13 protein-coding genes are annotated in these 15,335 nt (G+C 51.9%); 10 read left to right on the forward strand and 3 right to left on the reverse strand.

Annotated features, from left to right (window positions below; genetic code table 11):
• Positions 1-11 precede the first annotated feature (11 nt).
• From recO to acpS, 3 genes are all read left to right on the forward strand, one after another.
• Complete coding sequence (gene recO, locus DES37_RS08855) at positions 12-752, forward strand: DNA repair protein RecO (RefSeq protein WP_110025577.1); 741 nt, start codon at positions 12-14, stop codon at positions 750-752.
• Between the two features lie 70 nt (positions 753-822).
• Positions 823-1,554: a pyridoxine 5'-phosphate synthase gene (gene pdxJ, locus DES37_RS08860; protein WP_110025578.1), complete on the forward strand. Its 732-nt coding sequence runs from the start codon at positions 823-825 to the stop codon at positions 1,552-1,554.
• Positions 1,554-1,934 carry a holo-ACP synthase gene (acpS, locus tag DES37_RS08865; protein WP_036116404.1) on the forward strand — a complete coding sequence of 127 codons (381 nt, stop codon included), beginning with the start codon at positions 1,554-1,556 and terminating at the stop codon, positions 1,932-1,934. Before pdxJ ends, acpS begins: the two co-directional genes overlap by 1 nt.
• Here the strand turns inward: acpS and DES37_RS08870 are convergent.
• Both DES37_RS08870 and DES37_RS08875 read right to left on the reverse strand, forming a co-directional pair.
• The gene (locus DES37_RS08870) at positions 1,931-2,191 is read right to left on the reverse strand and encodes a YfhL family 4Fe-4S dicluster ferredoxin (RefSeq protein WP_036116401.1); all 261 of its coding nucleotides are present in this window, start codon (positions 2,189-2,191) and stop codon (positions 1,931-1,933) included. The two genes, acpS and DES37_RS08870, sit on opposite strands and share 4 nt — an antisense overlap.
• Before the next feature lie 46 nt (positions 2,192-2,237).
• Positions 2,238-3,086 carry a MurR/RpiR family transcriptional regulator gene (locus DES37_RS08875; protein WP_110025579.1) on the reverse strand — a complete coding sequence of 283 codons (849 nt, stop codon included), beginning with the start codon at positions 3,084-3,086 and terminating at the stop codon, positions 2,238-2,240.
• Positions 3,087-3,208: 122 nt separating this feature from the next.
• Between DES37_RS08875 and murQ the strand changes: the two genes are divergently transcribed.
• From murQ to tadA, 3 genes are all read left to right on the forward strand, one after another.
• Positions 3,209-4,108: an N-acetylmuramic acid 6-phosphate etherase gene (murQ, locus tag DES37_RS08880; RefSeq protein ID WP_110025580.1), complete on the forward strand. Its 900-nt coding sequence runs from the start codon at positions 3,209-3,211 to the stop codon at positions 4,106-4,108.
• Entirely contained in the window at positions 4,095-4,766 is a 672-nt protein-coding gene (gene yfhb, locus DES37_RS08885; RefSeq protein WP_051691532.1) for a phosphatidylglycerophosphatase C, read from the forward strand. Before murQ ends, yfhb begins: the two co-directional genes overlap by 14 nt.
• Positions 4,767-4,984: 218 nt before the next feature.
• Complete coding sequence (gene tadA / locus DES37_RS08890; RefSeq protein ID WP_281271476.1) at positions 4,985-5,497, forward strand: tRNA adenosine(34) deaminase TadA; 513 nt, start codon at positions 4,985-4,987, stop codon at positions 5,495-5,497.
• A gap of 3 nt (positions 5,498-5,500) precedes the next feature.
• On the opposite strand, the gene mltF is transcribed toward tadA, so the two are convergent.
• Entirely contained in the window at positions 5,501-6,946 is a 1,446-nt protein-coding gene (gene mltF / locus DES37_RS08895) for a membrane-bound lytic murein transglycosylase MltF (protein WP_110025582.1), read from the reverse strand.
• A 268-nt stretch (positions 6,947-7,214) separates the two neighbouring features.
• On the opposite strand from mltF, the gene purL reads away from it, so the two are divergent.
• The 4 genes from purL (at position 7,215) to glrR (ending at position 15,234) form a co-directional block, all read left to right on the forward strand.
• Positions 7,215-11,096 carry a phosphoribosylformylglycinamidine synthase gene (gene purL, locus DES37_RS08905; RefSeq protein WP_110025583.1) on the forward strand — a complete coding sequence of 1,294 codons (3,882 nt, stop codon included), beginning with the start codon at positions 7,215-7,217 and terminating at the stop codon, positions 11,094-11,096.
• A gap of 580 nt (positions 11,097-11,676) precedes the next feature.
• Positions 11,677-13,131, forward strand: a complete 1,455-nt coding sequence (locus DES37_RS08910; RefSeq protein WP_110025584.1) for a sensor histidine kinase — start codon at positions 11,677-11,679, stop codon at positions 13,129-13,131.
• Positions 13,132-13,180: 49 nt separating this feature from the next.
• Positions 13,181-13,897, forward strand: a complete 717-nt coding sequence (locus tag DES37_RS08915) for a two-component system QseEF-associated lipoprotein QseG (RefSeq protein ID WP_170123751.1) — start codon at positions 13,181-13,183, stop codon at positions 13,895-13,897.
• Positions 13,894-15,234, forward strand: coding sequence for a two-component system response regulator GlrR (glrR, locus tag DES37_RS08920; protein ID WP_110025586.1), 1,341 nt, complete (start codon positions 13,894-13,896; stop codon positions 15,232-15,234). Before DES37_RS08915 ends, glrR begins: the two co-directional genes overlap by 4 nt.
• Positions 15,235-15,335: the final 101 nt, after the last annotated feature.

Below are 15,335 nucleotides of genomic sequence, written 5' to 3' on the forward strand. Positions count from 1 at the left end.
GGTCTGATTCAGTGGAAGGCTGGCAGCGGGCTTTTGTTTTGCATGGTCGCCCCTGGAGCGAAACCAGCCTTCTTCTGGATTTGTTCACTGAAGAACAGGGGCGCATACGCGTAATTGCCAAAGGTGCCCGTTCCCGCCGTTCCCACCTTAAAGGCACTCTCCAGCCCTTCACTCCACTTCTGGTTCGTTGGGGTGGTCGGGGTGAGGTGAAAACCCTGCGCAGTGCTGAAGCCGTCTCACTGGCATTACCTCTTACTGGTATTGCGCTGTACAGCGGTCTGTATATCAATGAGCTGCTTTCCCGGGTACTTGAGCAAGAGACCCGCTATTCCGCACTGTTTTTCGACTATCTGCACTGTATCCAGAATCTGGCTGGAGCCACCGGTTCCCCGGAACCTGCGTTACGCCAGTTTGAACTGGCGCTGTTGTCCTGCCTGGGTTATGGCGTTGATTTTCTGCACTGTGCTGGTTCAGGAGCACAGGTGGATGACACCATGACTTATCGTTACCGCGAAGAAAAAGGCTTTATTGCCAGCCTGGTCATCGATAACACCAGTTTTACAGGACGGCAACTCAAGGCGCTCGCCAGCCGTGAGTTTCCTGATGCAGATACCCTTCGTGCCGCCAAACGGTTTACCCGTATCGCCCTCAAACCTTATCTGGGTGGAAAACCGCTGAAAAGCCGGGAACTTTTCCGCCAGTTCCTGCCGAAAAGATCACCACTTACTCCCGATGGCGGTAGTGAACATTAAGCGAACGTAGCCAGGCTTTCGGTGCGCGGTGTACACTCCGCTAATATCGTATTCATAACGGAGAGCTGTCATGGCTGATTTGTTGTTAGGCGTTAACATTGATCACATTGCGACGTTGCGTAATGCACGCGGAACCGCATACCCGGATCCCGTTCAGGCTGCGTTTATTGCTGAGCAGGCAGGAGCCGATGGCATCACGGTGCATTTACGTGAGGATCGCCGCCACATTACTGATCGTGATGTGCGTATTTTACGCCAGACACTGCATACCCGAATGAACCTCGAAATGGCAGTAACAGAAGAGATGGTTGGCATTGCCTGTGAAACCCGCCCGCATTTTTGCTGCCTGGTGCCAGAAAAACGCCAGGAGGTAACGACGGAAGGTGGTCTGGATGTCGCCGGGCAACCTGAAAAACTGGCAGACGCCTGCAAACGCCTGGCTGCGGCAGGCATTCAGGTTTCTTTGTTTATCGACCCTGAACATACTCAAATTGATGCCGCAGTGGCGGCTGGTGCCCCCTATATCGAACTGCATACCGGTTGCTATGCTGATGCAGAAGATGAAGTCTCGCAGGCGAAAGAGCTGGCCCGTATTAAAGAGGCTGCTCAGTACGCAGCAAGCAAAGGCCTGAAAGTGAATGCAGGGCACGGTCTGACTTACCACAATGTCCAGGCAATAGCAGCCATTCCGGAAATGCATGAACTGAACATTGGCCATGCGATTATTGGCCGTGCGGTAATGTCCGGGCTGAAAGAAGCTGTCAGTGAAATGAAACGCCTGATGCTGGAAGCCCGTGGCTGATGGCTATTGTTGGTATTGGTACGGATATCGTTGAAATTGCCCGTATCGAAGCTGTGATGGCGCGCACTGGTGAACGTTTTGCAAAGCGAATTCTTCATGCAAACGAATGGCAGCAGTTTGCCGCTCACCAGCAGCCAGCACGTTTCCTGGCAAAGCGTTTTGCAGTGAAAGAAGCTGCATCGAAAGCCATGGGGACAGGTATTCGCAATGGCCTGGCATTTGAGCAGTTTGAGGTGGTGAACGATGCGCTTGGCAAACCTCAACTCTGCTTACATGGTGAAGCAGCAGCACTGGCTGAAAAGCTGGGAGTGAACTTCATGCATGTTTCTATTGCCGACGAACGGCATTACGCCTGTGCTTCAGTGATATTTGAGCGCTAGATTTTATCCGCATGATGGAGCAGGACGAATTTATCCCATAACTGCTCCTCATTTTCCTGGTGTGCCGGGTCCGTAATAATGGTATTGGGGATGGGGCACACTTTCTGGCAGGTTGGCGTTTCGTAGTGGCCGATACACTCTGTGCACCGGTCTGCGTCAATCTGGTAGATATCCGCGCCCATGGAGATAGCCTGGTTCGGGCACTCTGGCTCACACATATCGCAGTTAATACATTTTTTAGTGATCAGTAGTGCCATGATGCAGTCTCGGTAACGCAGAAAAAATGGGCTGGCATTATACGCTTTAACTGAGTTTTTTTACCAGTTCCTCACTGTGGCGGATGCGATCCGGAGCATTATCGATATCCTGCTGTACCAACCCCATGAATAAGAGGTCAGCCAGCATCATTTGAGCTGAATTTGCGGATATCGACGCACTGCGTGTCGCCTGCTCTTCGGCAATGGTATACAGGCAGTGTGTTGCCCGTTGTTGCAGGCTATTCGGTGTAAAACCGGTAATCGCCAGCACTTTTGCTCCCACCCGTAGTGCTTCATCTGCGGCAAGATTAATCTCGCGTCGCTCTCCCGTATAGGAAATAGCCAGAAATACATCTTCCTGGTTCATTGCCTGCACACTGGATAATAATGCGTGGGTATCTAATACGGGGGCGGCGCGCAGGCCTATTTTCATCATCTTCCAGGCCATGTTCTGCGCCACTAACCCGGATGCGCCAATCCCGGTAAGAATGATTTGCCGCGCACGGCGCAATAAGGTGACACTGCTGACCAGTTTTTCTTCGGTGTTGACATCCAGCGAAGCATGCATCGCCGCGACGTTATCTTTTATGAGTTTTTCACCCACCAGGCGTAAAGGGTCATCGCCCAGAATCTGGTTATGAACCGGCACGGAATGGGGGTTAGGCGAATTGGCAAGCGCATCGCTGATTGCCAGTTTCAGGGCGGGAAAACCTTTATATCCGAGCTTCTGCGCAAACTTTACCACACTGGACTGGCTGACACCGGATTCTTGCGCCAGTTGCTGTGAGCTTAAATGGCGGGCATGATCAGGATTAGCCAGGATGAAATCAGCAAGTTTACGGTCACTCTGAGCCAGTACAGGGTAACGCTGGCGAATGCGAATCAGGCAGTTCATGGTCATTCCATTTGTCAGTATGCGGGCCGGTTGGTTAGCATGCGGCCAGAAATCTCGCAGAAAAGAATTTAATATTCCATTATAACGCGATTGTTGTGAATTAAATATTCTGAGGAAAAGAAATGAATCTTGGTGCTCTGGTATCAGAAAGCCGCAATCCCGAAACTATGGATTTAGACGCACTCTCTACACTGGAGATGGTGACACGCTTTAACCAGCAGGATGAGCGTGTTGCTCCGGCAGTTCAGCTTACATTGCCAGAAGTGGCGAAGGCGGTTGATGCTGCGGCAACAGCATTAAAGTCCGGTGGGCGAATCATCTATATGGGGGCGGGAACAAGTGGCCGCCTGGGAGTGCTGGATGCATCTGAATGCCCGCCAACTTTTGGGGTACCTCACGGTTTGGTTATTGGCCTGATTGCGGGTGGCCCCTCTGCGTTACTGAAAGCGGTAGAAGGTGCAGAAGACTCCCCGGAGCTGGGCGAAACTGACCTGAAAAACCTTAATTTGGCTGAAAACGACATTGTTATCGGGCTGGCGGCTTCCGGCCGCACACCTTACGTGATTGGCGGCCTGAAGTATGCCCGTAGCCTGGGGTGTTGCGCGGTGGCAATTTCATGCAACCCGGATTCCCCTATTGCGCAGGTGGCGGACATCGCTATTTCACCTGTCGTTGGGCCAGAAGCACTTACCGGGTCGACTCGCCTGAAATCCGGCACCGCGCAGAAACTGGTACTGAACATGATCTCTACCGGTGCAATGGTTCGGTTTGGCAAGGTCTGGCAAAACTTAATGGTGGATGTGAAAGCCACTAACGTGAAACTTGTCGACCGTACCTGCCGCATTGTTACCGAGGCGACAGGCCTGAGTTATGAGGCGGCAAAAGCCTTACTGGAGCAAACAGGGTATGAAGCGAAACCCGCTATTCTGATGGCGCTCTCCGGGCTCAATGCTCCTGCCGCAAAAGACAGGCTGGCTCGCCATAACGGTTTTCTGCGTGAGGCGCTGAATGATAAAACCTGAGGAAAATCAGCCAGCGGTAACACAGCAATCTGCAGAGCGGCGCATTGTCTTTTTTGACCTGGACGGTACATTGCACCGGGAAGATTTATTCGGTGAATTTATGCTTTTTTTACTCCGCCGCCAGCCATTGAATGTTCTTTTATTGCTCATGGTATTGCCGCTGGTGGTGGTGGGGTTTTTGTTGCAGGGTAGGGCTGTGCGCTGGCCAGTGAGCCTGCTGCTATGGAGTTTAACTTTTGGGCGCAGGCAGTCGCGGTTGTTAGCGCTGGAACAGGAATTCACGCTGGCGTTTCGTGAACGGGCGACAATATTTGAGAGAGTTCAGGCAAGGCTCGAAGATTACGCCCGTCAGGAAAATGTCGATATCTGGTTAATTACTGGTTCACCAGAAAGCCTGGTGCGCAAAGTGTATGGCCAGGCCCCCTGGTTTGCATCCGTAAACCTGATAGGCAGCAAGATAACCCGGGGGCGTGGCGCCTGGTGCCTGTCACGGCGCTGTTTTGGTAAAGAAAAAGTAGCGCAGCTCAGGTTGCGTATTGGCGAGCCACTGTCGCTATACAGCGGTTACAGTGACAGTGTCCAGGATAACCCTTTGCTGGCTTTCTGCCAGCATCGCTGGCGTGTTACACCGGGTGGTGAACTGGAACAATGGCGCTGAACTTGCCCGCTTCTTCTTATGTGCTGTCTGTGTATAATGCGCGGCGCCTGGTTAATTTAGCCTTTAGCCTGGTATCTCAGGTGTAACTGCGTTGTTCGCCATGTTCAGGCCGGTGCCCCGGTGCCGGGTATCAGGCTGCTTGTGCAACTCTGCCCGCCAGAACCATTATGAGGAGGCACCAGCTATGCCAATCCTTTTGCTACTCACTGGAGAGAATTGTGACCGGAAGTGAAACTGACCATATCCGCTGGATGCGCCATGCGCTTACCCTTGCTCAGCGCGCCTGGGATGAGGGCGAGGTTCCGGTTGGAGCTGTGCTGGTTTACCAGGGCCAGGTGATTGGTGAGGGCTGGAACCGGCCTATTGGTCACCATGACCCAACAGCGCATGCTGAAATGATGGCTCTGCGCCAGGGGGGAATAGTGCTGCAAAACTACCGCCTGCTTGATACCACGCTATATGTTACGCTGGAACCCTGCGTAATGTGTGCCGGGGCTATGGTACACAGCAGAATAGGGCAGTTAATATACGGAGCCAGTGATGTCAAGACAGGGGCTGCGGGCTCGCTGATGGATGTTCTCGGGCATCCTGGCATGAATCATAAAGTATCAGTGGCTGGCGGTGTGTTGGCGCAAGAGTGTGCTGGTTTACTGAGCGATTTCTTTCGTATGCGCCGCCAGGTGCACAAGGCTAATAAACAGGCAGCCAGGCAACAATCCGAAGATCAGTGATTATCAGCGCAACCTTATATCAGGCATCAATTCTGCCAGTTGTGTTTTGTTCTGGTCGCTCTGTGCCACTTTCTCTTTTTCACGCAGGTATCCGGCAAGGCTCAACTGATAGCGCCGGATATTTTCAACATATTTATAAGCTTCATTACCGCGCGCATAGCCGTATGTCGTTTTACTGTAATAGCGCTTCTGGCTAAGCAGTGGCAAACGCTGTTTAACATCAGACCAGCTGTCAGGGTTACCTTTCTGGCGGGCAGTAAGTGCTCTGGCATCCATCATATGCGCATATCCCATATTGTAGGCGGCCAGCGCAAACCAAATCCGCTCATCTTCCGGAATGGTTTGTGGAATTTTGTCCATCAGCCTTGACAGGTAACGTGCACCACCGCTGATACTCTGCTCCGGGTCGAGCCGGTCAGACAGGCCCATGCTTTGCGCTGTGTTGCGGGTTAACATCATCAACCCGCGAACACCTGTTGGTGACGTTGCCAGCGGATCCCAGTGGGATTCCTGGTAGGAAATCGCTGCCAGTAACTCCCAGTTCATACCTGTGGCATATTTCTCAAACAGGGGGCGTAAATCGGGCAATATGTTGTCAATTGCGCGCAAAAAAGTTCGTGTGTCGACATAGTCAAAATCACCAACGTGCCCCAGGTATTTTTCTTCCAGCCGTGCAAGGGTACCGTCTTCTCCCATGCGGTTAAAAAAATCCAGCATCGCAGCAGGCAGGCTGCCATCACTTTCTTTGCGGCTGAACCAGGTAACGGGTTGTTCATCGGTGACATCCTGCACAATCGCCAGTTGTGGATGAACGCGCTGAAATACACTGATTGCGACGGAATCGGCAATAGTAAAGTTAATTTTCCCTTCAACCACTTGCTCCATCAGCGTTGTCATGTTGTGCCGGGCATCGGTTTGCCAGGTTAGATCCGGGTAGTGGGTTTCTTTCAGCGCTTTCAGGTCATCAATAACAGCCTGGCCTGGGGAGAGCACCAGTTCACCGGGTTTGACACCCCCCAGAGAACGCGGGTGCGGGCTACCCATGCGATACACCATTTGTTGTGATACTGAATAGTAGGTTGGCCCGGCCTGGTAATTTTTAGTGCGTTGCGGGCTGTAGATAAGCCCGGCAGCAAGAATGTCTGCTTTACCACTGTCCAGGTCATCGAACAGTTGGTTCACGTTCTGGCGAACGGTGACTTCGAGTTTAACACCCAGGTAATCGGCAAACTCACTGGCAAGTTGGTAATCCAGCCCATCGGGTTTGCCATTGACTGAGTTCCAGGTAAGAGGTGAGCTGATTGTGCTGACGCGTAAAACCCCCCGGGACTGAATTCCGGCGATTTCATTTTCGGCTTTGCCTAACCAGGAAATTGAGGGCCACAATGCCACTGCAAGCAACAAGGTTACGACACCGATGAGAAGATAATTAATTTTTAACTTTTTCAATTAGTTAAATCTTTACGGTGTAAAACAGTCAGCTAACAATAGTCATTCAATAGTGGTATCCAGTGAGGAACTGAGCGGCATTTTGCTTAACAAAACGCCAGTTGGCAACCCGTCCGCACAAATTGCCACAATAACAGACATGGCTGGTGAGGGATTTTATTTCTGCGCAAACGGTTTCGTCAGAGGCCGGTATTCTCTATAATGACGCCCGTTTTCCCCCGAAATACCTGGCTAAGCGTCTATTGGCCCTTCGAAGACGAGAGATTTAATGATGGAAATTCTGCGTGGTTCGCCTGCATTGTCGGCATTTCGTATTAATAAACTGCTGTCCCGCTTTAAGGATGCTCATCTGCCTGTGAGCAATATTTACGCCGAGTATGTTCACTTTGCTGACCTCAAAGCACCACTCAGTGCCGATGAACTCGCCCGCCTGCAACGCTTGCTGAAATATGGCCCGACGCTGGCGGAAAACGCACCGGTTGGGCAGTTAATACTTGTCACGCCGCGTCCTGGCACCATTTCTCCATGGTCTTCTAAAGCGACCGATATCGCACATAACTGCGCTCTGGATCAAGTCAGTCGTCTGGAACGTGGTGTTGCTTACTATGTTCAGAGCTCACTGTCAGAGCAACAGTGGCAGCAGGTGGCTGAGCTACTGCATGACCGCATGATGGAAACCGTGTTCAGCAATATGAATGATGCTGAGCGTCTGTTTGCTCACCACGAACCCGCACCTGTTCAATCGGTCGATATCCTTAATCAGGGTCGTCAGGCGTTGGTTGATGCCAATATTCGTCTTGGTCTGGCACTGGCTGAAGATGAAATTGATTACCTGCAGGATGCGTTTACTCAGCTTGGTCGTAACCCGAACGACATCGAACTGTATATGTTCGCTCAGGCGAACTCAGAGCACTGCCGCCATAAAATCTTTAACGCCGACTGGGTTATTGATGGTGAAGAACAGCCTAAATCGCTGTTTAAAATGATTAAAAATACATTCGAAACCACGCCAGACCATGTGTTGTCAGCCTACAAAGACAACGCTGCTGTTATGGAAGGTTCAACGGTTGGGCGTTTCTTCGCTGAGCGCGGCTCTGATCACTATGATTTTCACCAGGAAGACGCTCATATCCTGATGAAAGTTGAAACCCATAACCACCCAACGGCAATTTCACCATGGCCGGGTGCTGCAACGGGTTCCGGCGGGGAAATTCGTGATGAAGGCGCAACCGGGCGTGGTGCAAAACCCAAAGCTGGTCTGGTTGGGTTCTCGGTATCCAACCTGCGTATCCCGGGTTTTGAACAGCCATGGGAAGAAGACTTTGGTAAGCCTGACCGGATTGTTTCAGCACTGGATATCATGCTGGAAGGCCCACTTGGTGGTGCGGCGTTTAACAACGAATTTGGCCGCCCGGCACTGAATGGCTATTTCCGTACTTATGAAGAGCGGGTGACCAGCCACAACGGCGAAGAACTGCGTGGTTACCACAAACCGATTATGCTGGCGGGTGGTATTGGTAATATTCGTGCCGATCACGTTCAGAAAGGGGAAATCCCCCCCGGTGCCAAATTGATTGTGCTGGGTGGCCCGGCGATGAACATTGGTCTGGGTGGTGGCGCTGCATCTTCCATGACTTCCGGCCAGTCTGATGCCGACCTGGATTTTGCCTCTGTGCAGCGTGATAACCCGGAAATGGAACGCCGTTGCCAGGAAGTTATTGACCGCTGCTGGCAGTTGGGTTCTGACAACCCGATTCTGTTTATTCATGATGTTGGCGCGGGTGGTTTGTCAAATGCGATGCCTGAGCTGGTCAGTGACGGCGGGCGTGGCGGGCGCTTTGAATTGCGCGATATCCTGAATGATGAACCCGGAATGAGCCCGCTGGAAGTGTGGTGTAACGAGTCCCAGGAGCGTTATGTCCTGGCCGTGGCTCCAGAACAACTGGCCTTGTTTGATGAATTGTGCCGCCGTGAGCGTGCGCCTTATGCGGTCATTGGCGAAGCCACTCAGGAACAACATCTGACCCTGAATGACCGGCACTTTGATAACCAGCCAATTGATATGCCGCTGGATGTGTTGCTGGGCAAAACACCGAAGATGACCCGCAATGTAACCCGCCTTAAAGCCGAAGGTAAGGCGCTGGCATGTTCAGCGATTAATCTTGCCGATGCGGTAAAACGCGTAATGCATTTGCCGGTGGTTGCGGAGAAAACCTTCCTGGTCACGATCGGTGACCGTACTGTAACCGGAATGGTTGCGCGGGATCAGATGGTTGGCCCGTGGCAGGTTCCGGTGGCAAACTGCGCTGTTACCACCGCCAGCCTGGACAGCTACTATGGTGAAGCAATGTCCATGGGCGAGCGTGCTCCGGTAGCACTGCTGGACTTCGGCGCCTCTGCACGCCTGGCTGTTGGCGAAGCGCTGACCAATATCGCAGCCACACACATTGGTGATATCAAGCGGATTAAATTGTCTGCAAACTGGATGGCAGCAGCCGGGCACCCGGGTGAAGACGCCGGGTTATACGAAGCAGTGAAAGCCGTTGGCGAAACACTGTGCCCGCAATTGGGTCTGACCATCCCGGTGGGTAAAGACTCCATGTCAATGAAGACCCGCTGGCAAGAAGGCAACGAACAGCGCGAAATGACTTCTCCGCTGTCGCTGGTTATTTCGGCCTTTGCGCGTGTGGAAGACGTGCGCAGTACCGTAACACCACAATTACGCACTGGTGCCAACGCACTGTATCTGGTTGACCTGGGTGAAGGGGCAAACACGCTGGGTGCAACTGCACTGGCTCAGGTTTACCGCGACCTGGGGGATAAACCAGCTGATGTCCGCGATGCCGCGAAGCTGAAAGGCTTTTACGATGCAATGCAGGCACTGGTAGCCGAAGGTAAATTGCTGGCTTACCACGACCGTTCTGATGGTGGTCTGCTGGTGACTCTGGCGGAAATGGCCTTTACAGGGCACTGCGGTGTTCAGGCGGATATTTCTGGGCTGGGTGACACATTGCCTGCTCTATTCACTGAAGAACTGGGCGCAGTTATTCAGGTTGCCGAAGCCGACCGTGCTGTTGTTGAACAATGCCTGCAAAGCTATGGCCTCGGAGCCTGCGTTCACTACCTCGGCCAGGCCGTCGAAGGGGACAGCTTTACCCTGACAGCCAACGGTGACACGGTCTATAGCGAAAAACGCTCTCAACTGCGCATGTGGTGGGCGGAAACAACCTGGCAGATGCAGCGTCTGCGTGATAACCCGGATTGTGCTGACCAGGAACATAACGCGAAAGCCAACGAGCAGGACCCCGGCCTGAATGTAGCGTTGACCTTCGATATTAACGAAGATGTTGCCGCTCCATATATTGCTACTGGCGCTCGTCCAAAAGTGGCAGTACTGCGTGAGCAGGGTGTCAACTCACATGTGGAAATGGCTGCGGCATTTCATCGTGCAGGTTTTGACGCTATCGATGTCCATATGAGTGACTTACTCTCTGGCAAGCGAGACCTGGAAGCCTTCCAGGCGCTGGTTGCCTGTGGTGGTTTCTCTTATGGTGATGTGTTAGGCGCCGGGGAAGGCTGGGCAAAATCCATTCTGTTTAATGAACGCGTTCGTGACACTTTCCAGACTTTCTTCCACCGTCCACAAACCCTGGCTTTGGGGGTGTGTAACGGGTGCCAGATGATGTCCAACCTGAAGGAATTAATTCCTGGCAGTGAATTGTGGCCGCGTTTTGTTCGTAACCATTCAGACCGCTTTGAAGCTCGTTTCAGCCTGGTTGAAGTGGCGCAGAGCCCGTCATTGTTGCTTGATGGCATGGCAGGTTCACATATGCCGGTTGCCGTTTCCCATGGTGAAGGCCGTGTGGAAGTGCGTGATGCTGCACATCTGGCAGCACTGGAAAGCAAAGGGCTGGTGGCATTGCGCTTTATTGATAACGCAGGTGGCGTCACTGAAAACTACCCGGCTAACCCGAATGGTTCCCCTAATGGTATTACAGCGGTTACCAGTGAAAGTGGTCGTGCGACAATCATGATGCCGCACCCGGAGCGTGTATTCCGTACCGTCAGTAACTCATGGCACCCGGAAAACTGGGGTGAAGACAGCCCCTGGATGCGGATTTTCCGTAATGCCCGTAAGCAGTTGGGGTGATATTGTTTCAGGCAGAATCATTTCACAAAGCCTTCCTTCGGGAAGGCTTTTTTGTTTTTCAGGCACTATCTGGCTTGTTGTGTGGCTGGGTGTCTCTATTTGCCAACAGAGTGATTACTACGCTGTCGCCATTTGGTGACACTTAATTAATTGATTATATTTGTATTTATTGTATTTAATTTATGCTGTCTCTTTTTGGCGACATTTTGATTGTGCGGTTACTCAGCTTTTTACTGACCAGGTTAGGTTAATATTATAATAATCAATATGTTATGTTTTATTTTTATACCTGGCACACTCTGTGCATATATTTATGCAGTGGCTCATTCACCTGTTTATGTCAGCCCCATTTGGCCGCGCTACATAAAAACCGAATGACGCACAAAAAGGTGCCTGCCGTCCAACTACTGATTATTGCATTGCTTTATCAGGCTCAGGGCGAAACGTTGAGTTAGGCACCGCCTGAATTCTGAACAAAGGCAGGGTTTTATTCCCTGCCTTTGTTGTTTCTCCGTCTGGTGCTTTTCACCGGCTTACTGGTCAGTTAGCATCGAATGATTCAGGATGATGTGAGACAACCATGTTACTACCCCGCCAGCTTATTCCCCGCTCACTTCGCCAACTGGTTATTATGGCGTTCTTGTTAGTGCTGGTTCCTCTGTTGGTTCTGGCCTGGCAAGCCTGGCAGAGCCTGAATGCTCTGAGCGACCAGGCCGCGCAAACCAACCGCAATACTTTGGTGGATGCCCGCCGAAGTGAAGCCATGACCAGCCTGGCGCTGGAAATGGAGCGCAGTTACCGCCAGTTTTGTGTGCTGGACGATAATACATTACGCAATGTTTACCAGACGCAGCACAGCCGATACCTGGCGTTGCTGGATGCGTGGAACAGCGGGTTGCCAGACAGCACAATTTTGCAGCAACTGCGGGCGAATCTGGATGCCCTTTCACACCTGCAGTGTACCAACAGCGTGCCGGAGAAACGGTCTGCCCGGAATCTGGAGATCTTTGCCGATAACAATGCATCACTGGTTCAGGCGACAAGGGCAATGGTTTATTCCCGCGGCCAGCAACTCCAGCAAGAGATTGCTGAACGGGGTCAGTTCTTTGGCTGGCAGGCTTTAATTTTATTTATTGTCACTCTGGTGCTGGTGATGCTGTTTACCCGCACCATCATCGGCCCGGTAAAAGCAATAGAAGCAATGATCAACCGGCTGGGAGAAGGGCAATTCCTCTCCAGTGAAGAAAGTGTCAAAGGACCGAAAGAACTCCAGGTAATCAGCCAGCGTATAGTCTGGTTAAGTGAGCGCCTGGCCTGGCTGGAATCTCAAAGGCATGAGTTTCTGCGCCATATTTCTCATGAATTAAAAACGCCTCTTGCGAGCCTGCGTGAAGGCACTGAATTGCTGGCCGATGAAATCGCCGGGCCGCTCAATACTGACCAGCAGGATATCGTACAAATACTGGATTCAAGTAGTATCCAGTTACAAAAGTTGATTGAGCAATTGCTGGATTACAACCGGAAAATAGCGGAGAGCGCAGTCGAACTTATGCCGGTAGATCTGGGAGTATTAGTCAACCAGGTTGTCAGTGCTAATGCGTTGCCCGCAAGAGCGAAAATGATGCATACCGTGATTGAACTGGAAGTGCCATATTGCCTGGCAGACCCGGCTCAGCTCACCACTGCGCTGGATAATCTCTACTCCAACGCCGTGCACTATGGTAATGAATCCGGTAGTATTTACCTGCATTCAGCCCGCTCTGGTCAGTACATCAGCATTGATATAGTGAATACCGGTACGCCCATTCCTGATTCTGAAAAGAATATGATTTTTGAACCCTTCTTTCAGGGGCGCCAGCAACGCAAAGGTGCCGTGAAAGGTAGTGGGCTTGGCCTCAGTATTGCTCGCGACTGTGTACATCGTATGCAGGGGGAACTGAGCATAGTTGAACACGAAAAAGGTGATGTCTGTTTTCGCATTACGTTGCCTGTAGTTAAAACGGAAGTTGAGACGGAACACTTAAAAAATGCCTAATCCTTTTAGTACCTGTAGTGCACCTGTACGCAGGTTTTCTTTGCGGGCTATGTTATACCGGGTTTTATCGGGGGGAGTCTTGCTGGTACTGGCAGGTTGCCAGTCTGTGGGAGAAAATACCTCATCATCCGGCACATTCAAAGCGCCACCGGTACCGCAAACTGAACTGACGGATTACCTGGCAATGCGTTGCTCTGATTTACTGCAAATGCGTACCCGGGAAACGAATATCATTGAGAATCCGCTTTACTGGGCGGCTTTCATTTCCTGTGCGCGCCAGACTGAACCGAATACTGCCCGAGTGATTGCAAGCCGCTGGGCTGAGTCTGGGTGGTATAACACTTTGCGTACCGCTATTGTGTTGTCCCGCTCTTTGCCGGAAAACACAGTACGCCAGAATTACCTTAACCAGGTATCGCTGGTACATGAACAGATCCCTGCCAGCGTCACTCCTTTATTCAACATGTGGTGGGACAATGAACAACTGGCTCTTAAACTGGCAGAACAACAAAGCCAGTATGCGTTGTTGAAGAGTAACACTGACCAGGAGCTTGAAACGTTGCGCCAGCAGCAGCAACTCCTGCACCAGCAACTGGAAACCACAACGCGCAAGCTGGAAAATTTAACGGATATTGAGCGCCAACTTTCAACACGTAAAGCGGGTGGCGCCTATACCCCTGATACAGGTGCGGGCCATTCAGGTACTACGCAATCATCAGGCAGTGCATCAGGGCAGGCAGGCTCTGGTGGAGAGGAAACACCATGACATTAGTGGTCAACGCACATTTATTATTAGTGGATGATGACCCGGGATTATTGAAACTCCTGGGAATGCGGCTTGCCAGCGAAGGTTACCAGGTTTCAACAGCAGAAAGCGGGCTGGAAGGGCTACGGGTGCTGTCGCGTGAGAAAATTGATCTGGTGATAAGCGATCTGCGCATGGACGAAATGGATGGTCTGCAATTATTCAGTGAGATCCAGAAACGCAGCCCCGGTTTGCCAGTGATCATTCTGACTGCTCATGGATCGATACCTGATGCCGTTTCCGCTACCCGCCAGGGGGTCTTCAGCTTTCTGACCAAGCCGGTTGACAGAGAAGCACTCTACAAAGCAATTGACGAAGCGTTATCCCAAAGCGGGAGTGCTGTGGATGAAGCGTGGCGTGAAAACATTGTTACCCGCAGCCCGCTGATGCAACGCCTGCTGGAACAGGCCCGAATGGTTGCGCAGTCTGATGTCAGCATTTTGATTCAGGGGCAAAGTGGTACCGGTAAAGAAGTGCTTGCCCGGGCCATTCATGCTGCCAGCCCCCGGTCAGGAAAGCCTTTTGTCGCTATCAATTGTGGTGCGTTACCAGAACAACTCCTTGAGTCGGAACTGTTTGGTCATGCCAGAGGCGCATTTACAGGGGCTGTAAGTTCCCGGGAAGGGTTATTTCAGGCGGCTCAGGGTGGTTCACTGTTTCTTGATGAAATAGGCGATATGCCACTGGCATTGCAGGTTAAATTACTGCGGGTGCTTCAGGAGCGCCAGGTGCGCCCGTTAGGCAGCAACAGCGATATTGCTGTAGATGTGCGTATTATTTCTGCCACACACCGTGACTTGCCTAAAGCGATGGAGCTGGGTGAGTTCCGGGAAGATTTGTTTTACCGGCTGAATGTTGTCAGCCTGAAAATACCGCCGCTACAGGCCCGCCCTGAAGATATTCCCTTGTTGGCAAACCACCTGCTGCGCCAGGCTGCTGGCCGTAATAAACCTTTTGTTCGCCGTTTCTCAACCGAAGCCATGAAATTGCTGGTTGCGGCTGCATGGCCGGGGAATGTGCGGCAGTTGGTGAATGTGATTGAGCAGTGCGTGGCGCTGACGGCCGCGCCGGTGATTAATGAAGCACTTGTCGCTCAGGCGCTGGAAGGGGAAAATACAGCACTGCCAACATTTGCAGATGCCCGTAGCCAGTTTGAACTCAATTACTTGCGCAAGTTACTGCAAATAACCAAAGGGAATGTTACTCAGGCTGCGCGAATGGCCGGGCGTAACCGTACTGAGTTTTATAAGTTACTGGCCCGTCACGAACTGGACGCCAGCGATTTTAAAGGTGCATGATTTTTTTGGCGCATTTACGTACCGCTGCCTACCCGGTATGTGTTACCGTTAGCGCCCGCTTATGCTGTTCGTTGTTGCCTCCCCTGCGTGGCGTTTTAAGG

The sequence above is a fragment of the Mangrovibacter plantisponsor genome, from assembly GCF_003182475.1.
In the GTDB taxonomy this organism is placed as follows: Bacteria; Pseudomonadota; Gammaproteobacteria; order Enterobacterales; family Enterobacteriaceae; genus Mangrovibacter; species Mangrovibacter plantisponsor.

What these genes read in the sequence shown, in the direction of transcription:
- DES37_RS08915 (WP_170123751.1), top strand. Translation starts at nt 13,181, where the DNA reads ATGTTATACCGGGTTTTATCGGGGGGAGTCTTGCTGGTACTGGCAGGT.
- pdxJ (WP_110025578.1), top strand. Translation starts at nt 823, where the DNA reads ATGGCTGATTTGTTGTTAGGCGTTAACATTGATCACATTGCGACGTTG.
- yfhb (WP_051691532.1), top strand. Translation starts at nt 4,095, where the DNA reads ATGATAAAACCTGAGGAAAATCAGCCAGCGGTAACACAGCAATCTGCA.
- murQ (WP_110025580.1), top strand. Translation starts at nt 3,209, where the DNA reads ATGAATCTTGGTGCTCTGGTATCAGAAAGCCGCAATCCCGAAACTATG.
- DES37_RS08870 (WP_036116401.1), bottom strand. Translation starts at nt 2,191, where the DNA reads ATGGCACTACTGATCACTAAAAAATGTATTAACTGCGATATGTGTGAG.
- DES37_RS08910 (WP_110025584.1), top strand. Translation starts at nt 11,677, where the DNA reads ATGTTACTACCCCGCCAGCTTATTCCCCGCTCACTTCGCCAACTGGTT.
- DES37_RS08875 (WP_110025579.1), bottom strand. Translation starts at nt 3,086, where the DNA reads ATGAACTGCCTGATTCGCATTCGCCAGCGTTACCCTGTACTGGCTCAG.
- purL (WP_110025583.1), top strand. Translation starts at nt 7,215, where the DNA reads ATGATGGAAATTCTGCGTGGTTCGCCTGCATTGTCGGCATTTCGTATT.
- acpS (WP_036116404.1), top strand. Translation starts at nt 1,554, where the DNA reads ATGGCTATTGTTGGTATTGGTACGGATATCGTTGAAATTGCCCGTATC.
- glrR (WP_110025586.1), top strand. Translation starts at nt 13,894, where the DNA reads ATGACATTAGTGGTCAACGCACATTTATTATTAGTGGATGATGACCCG.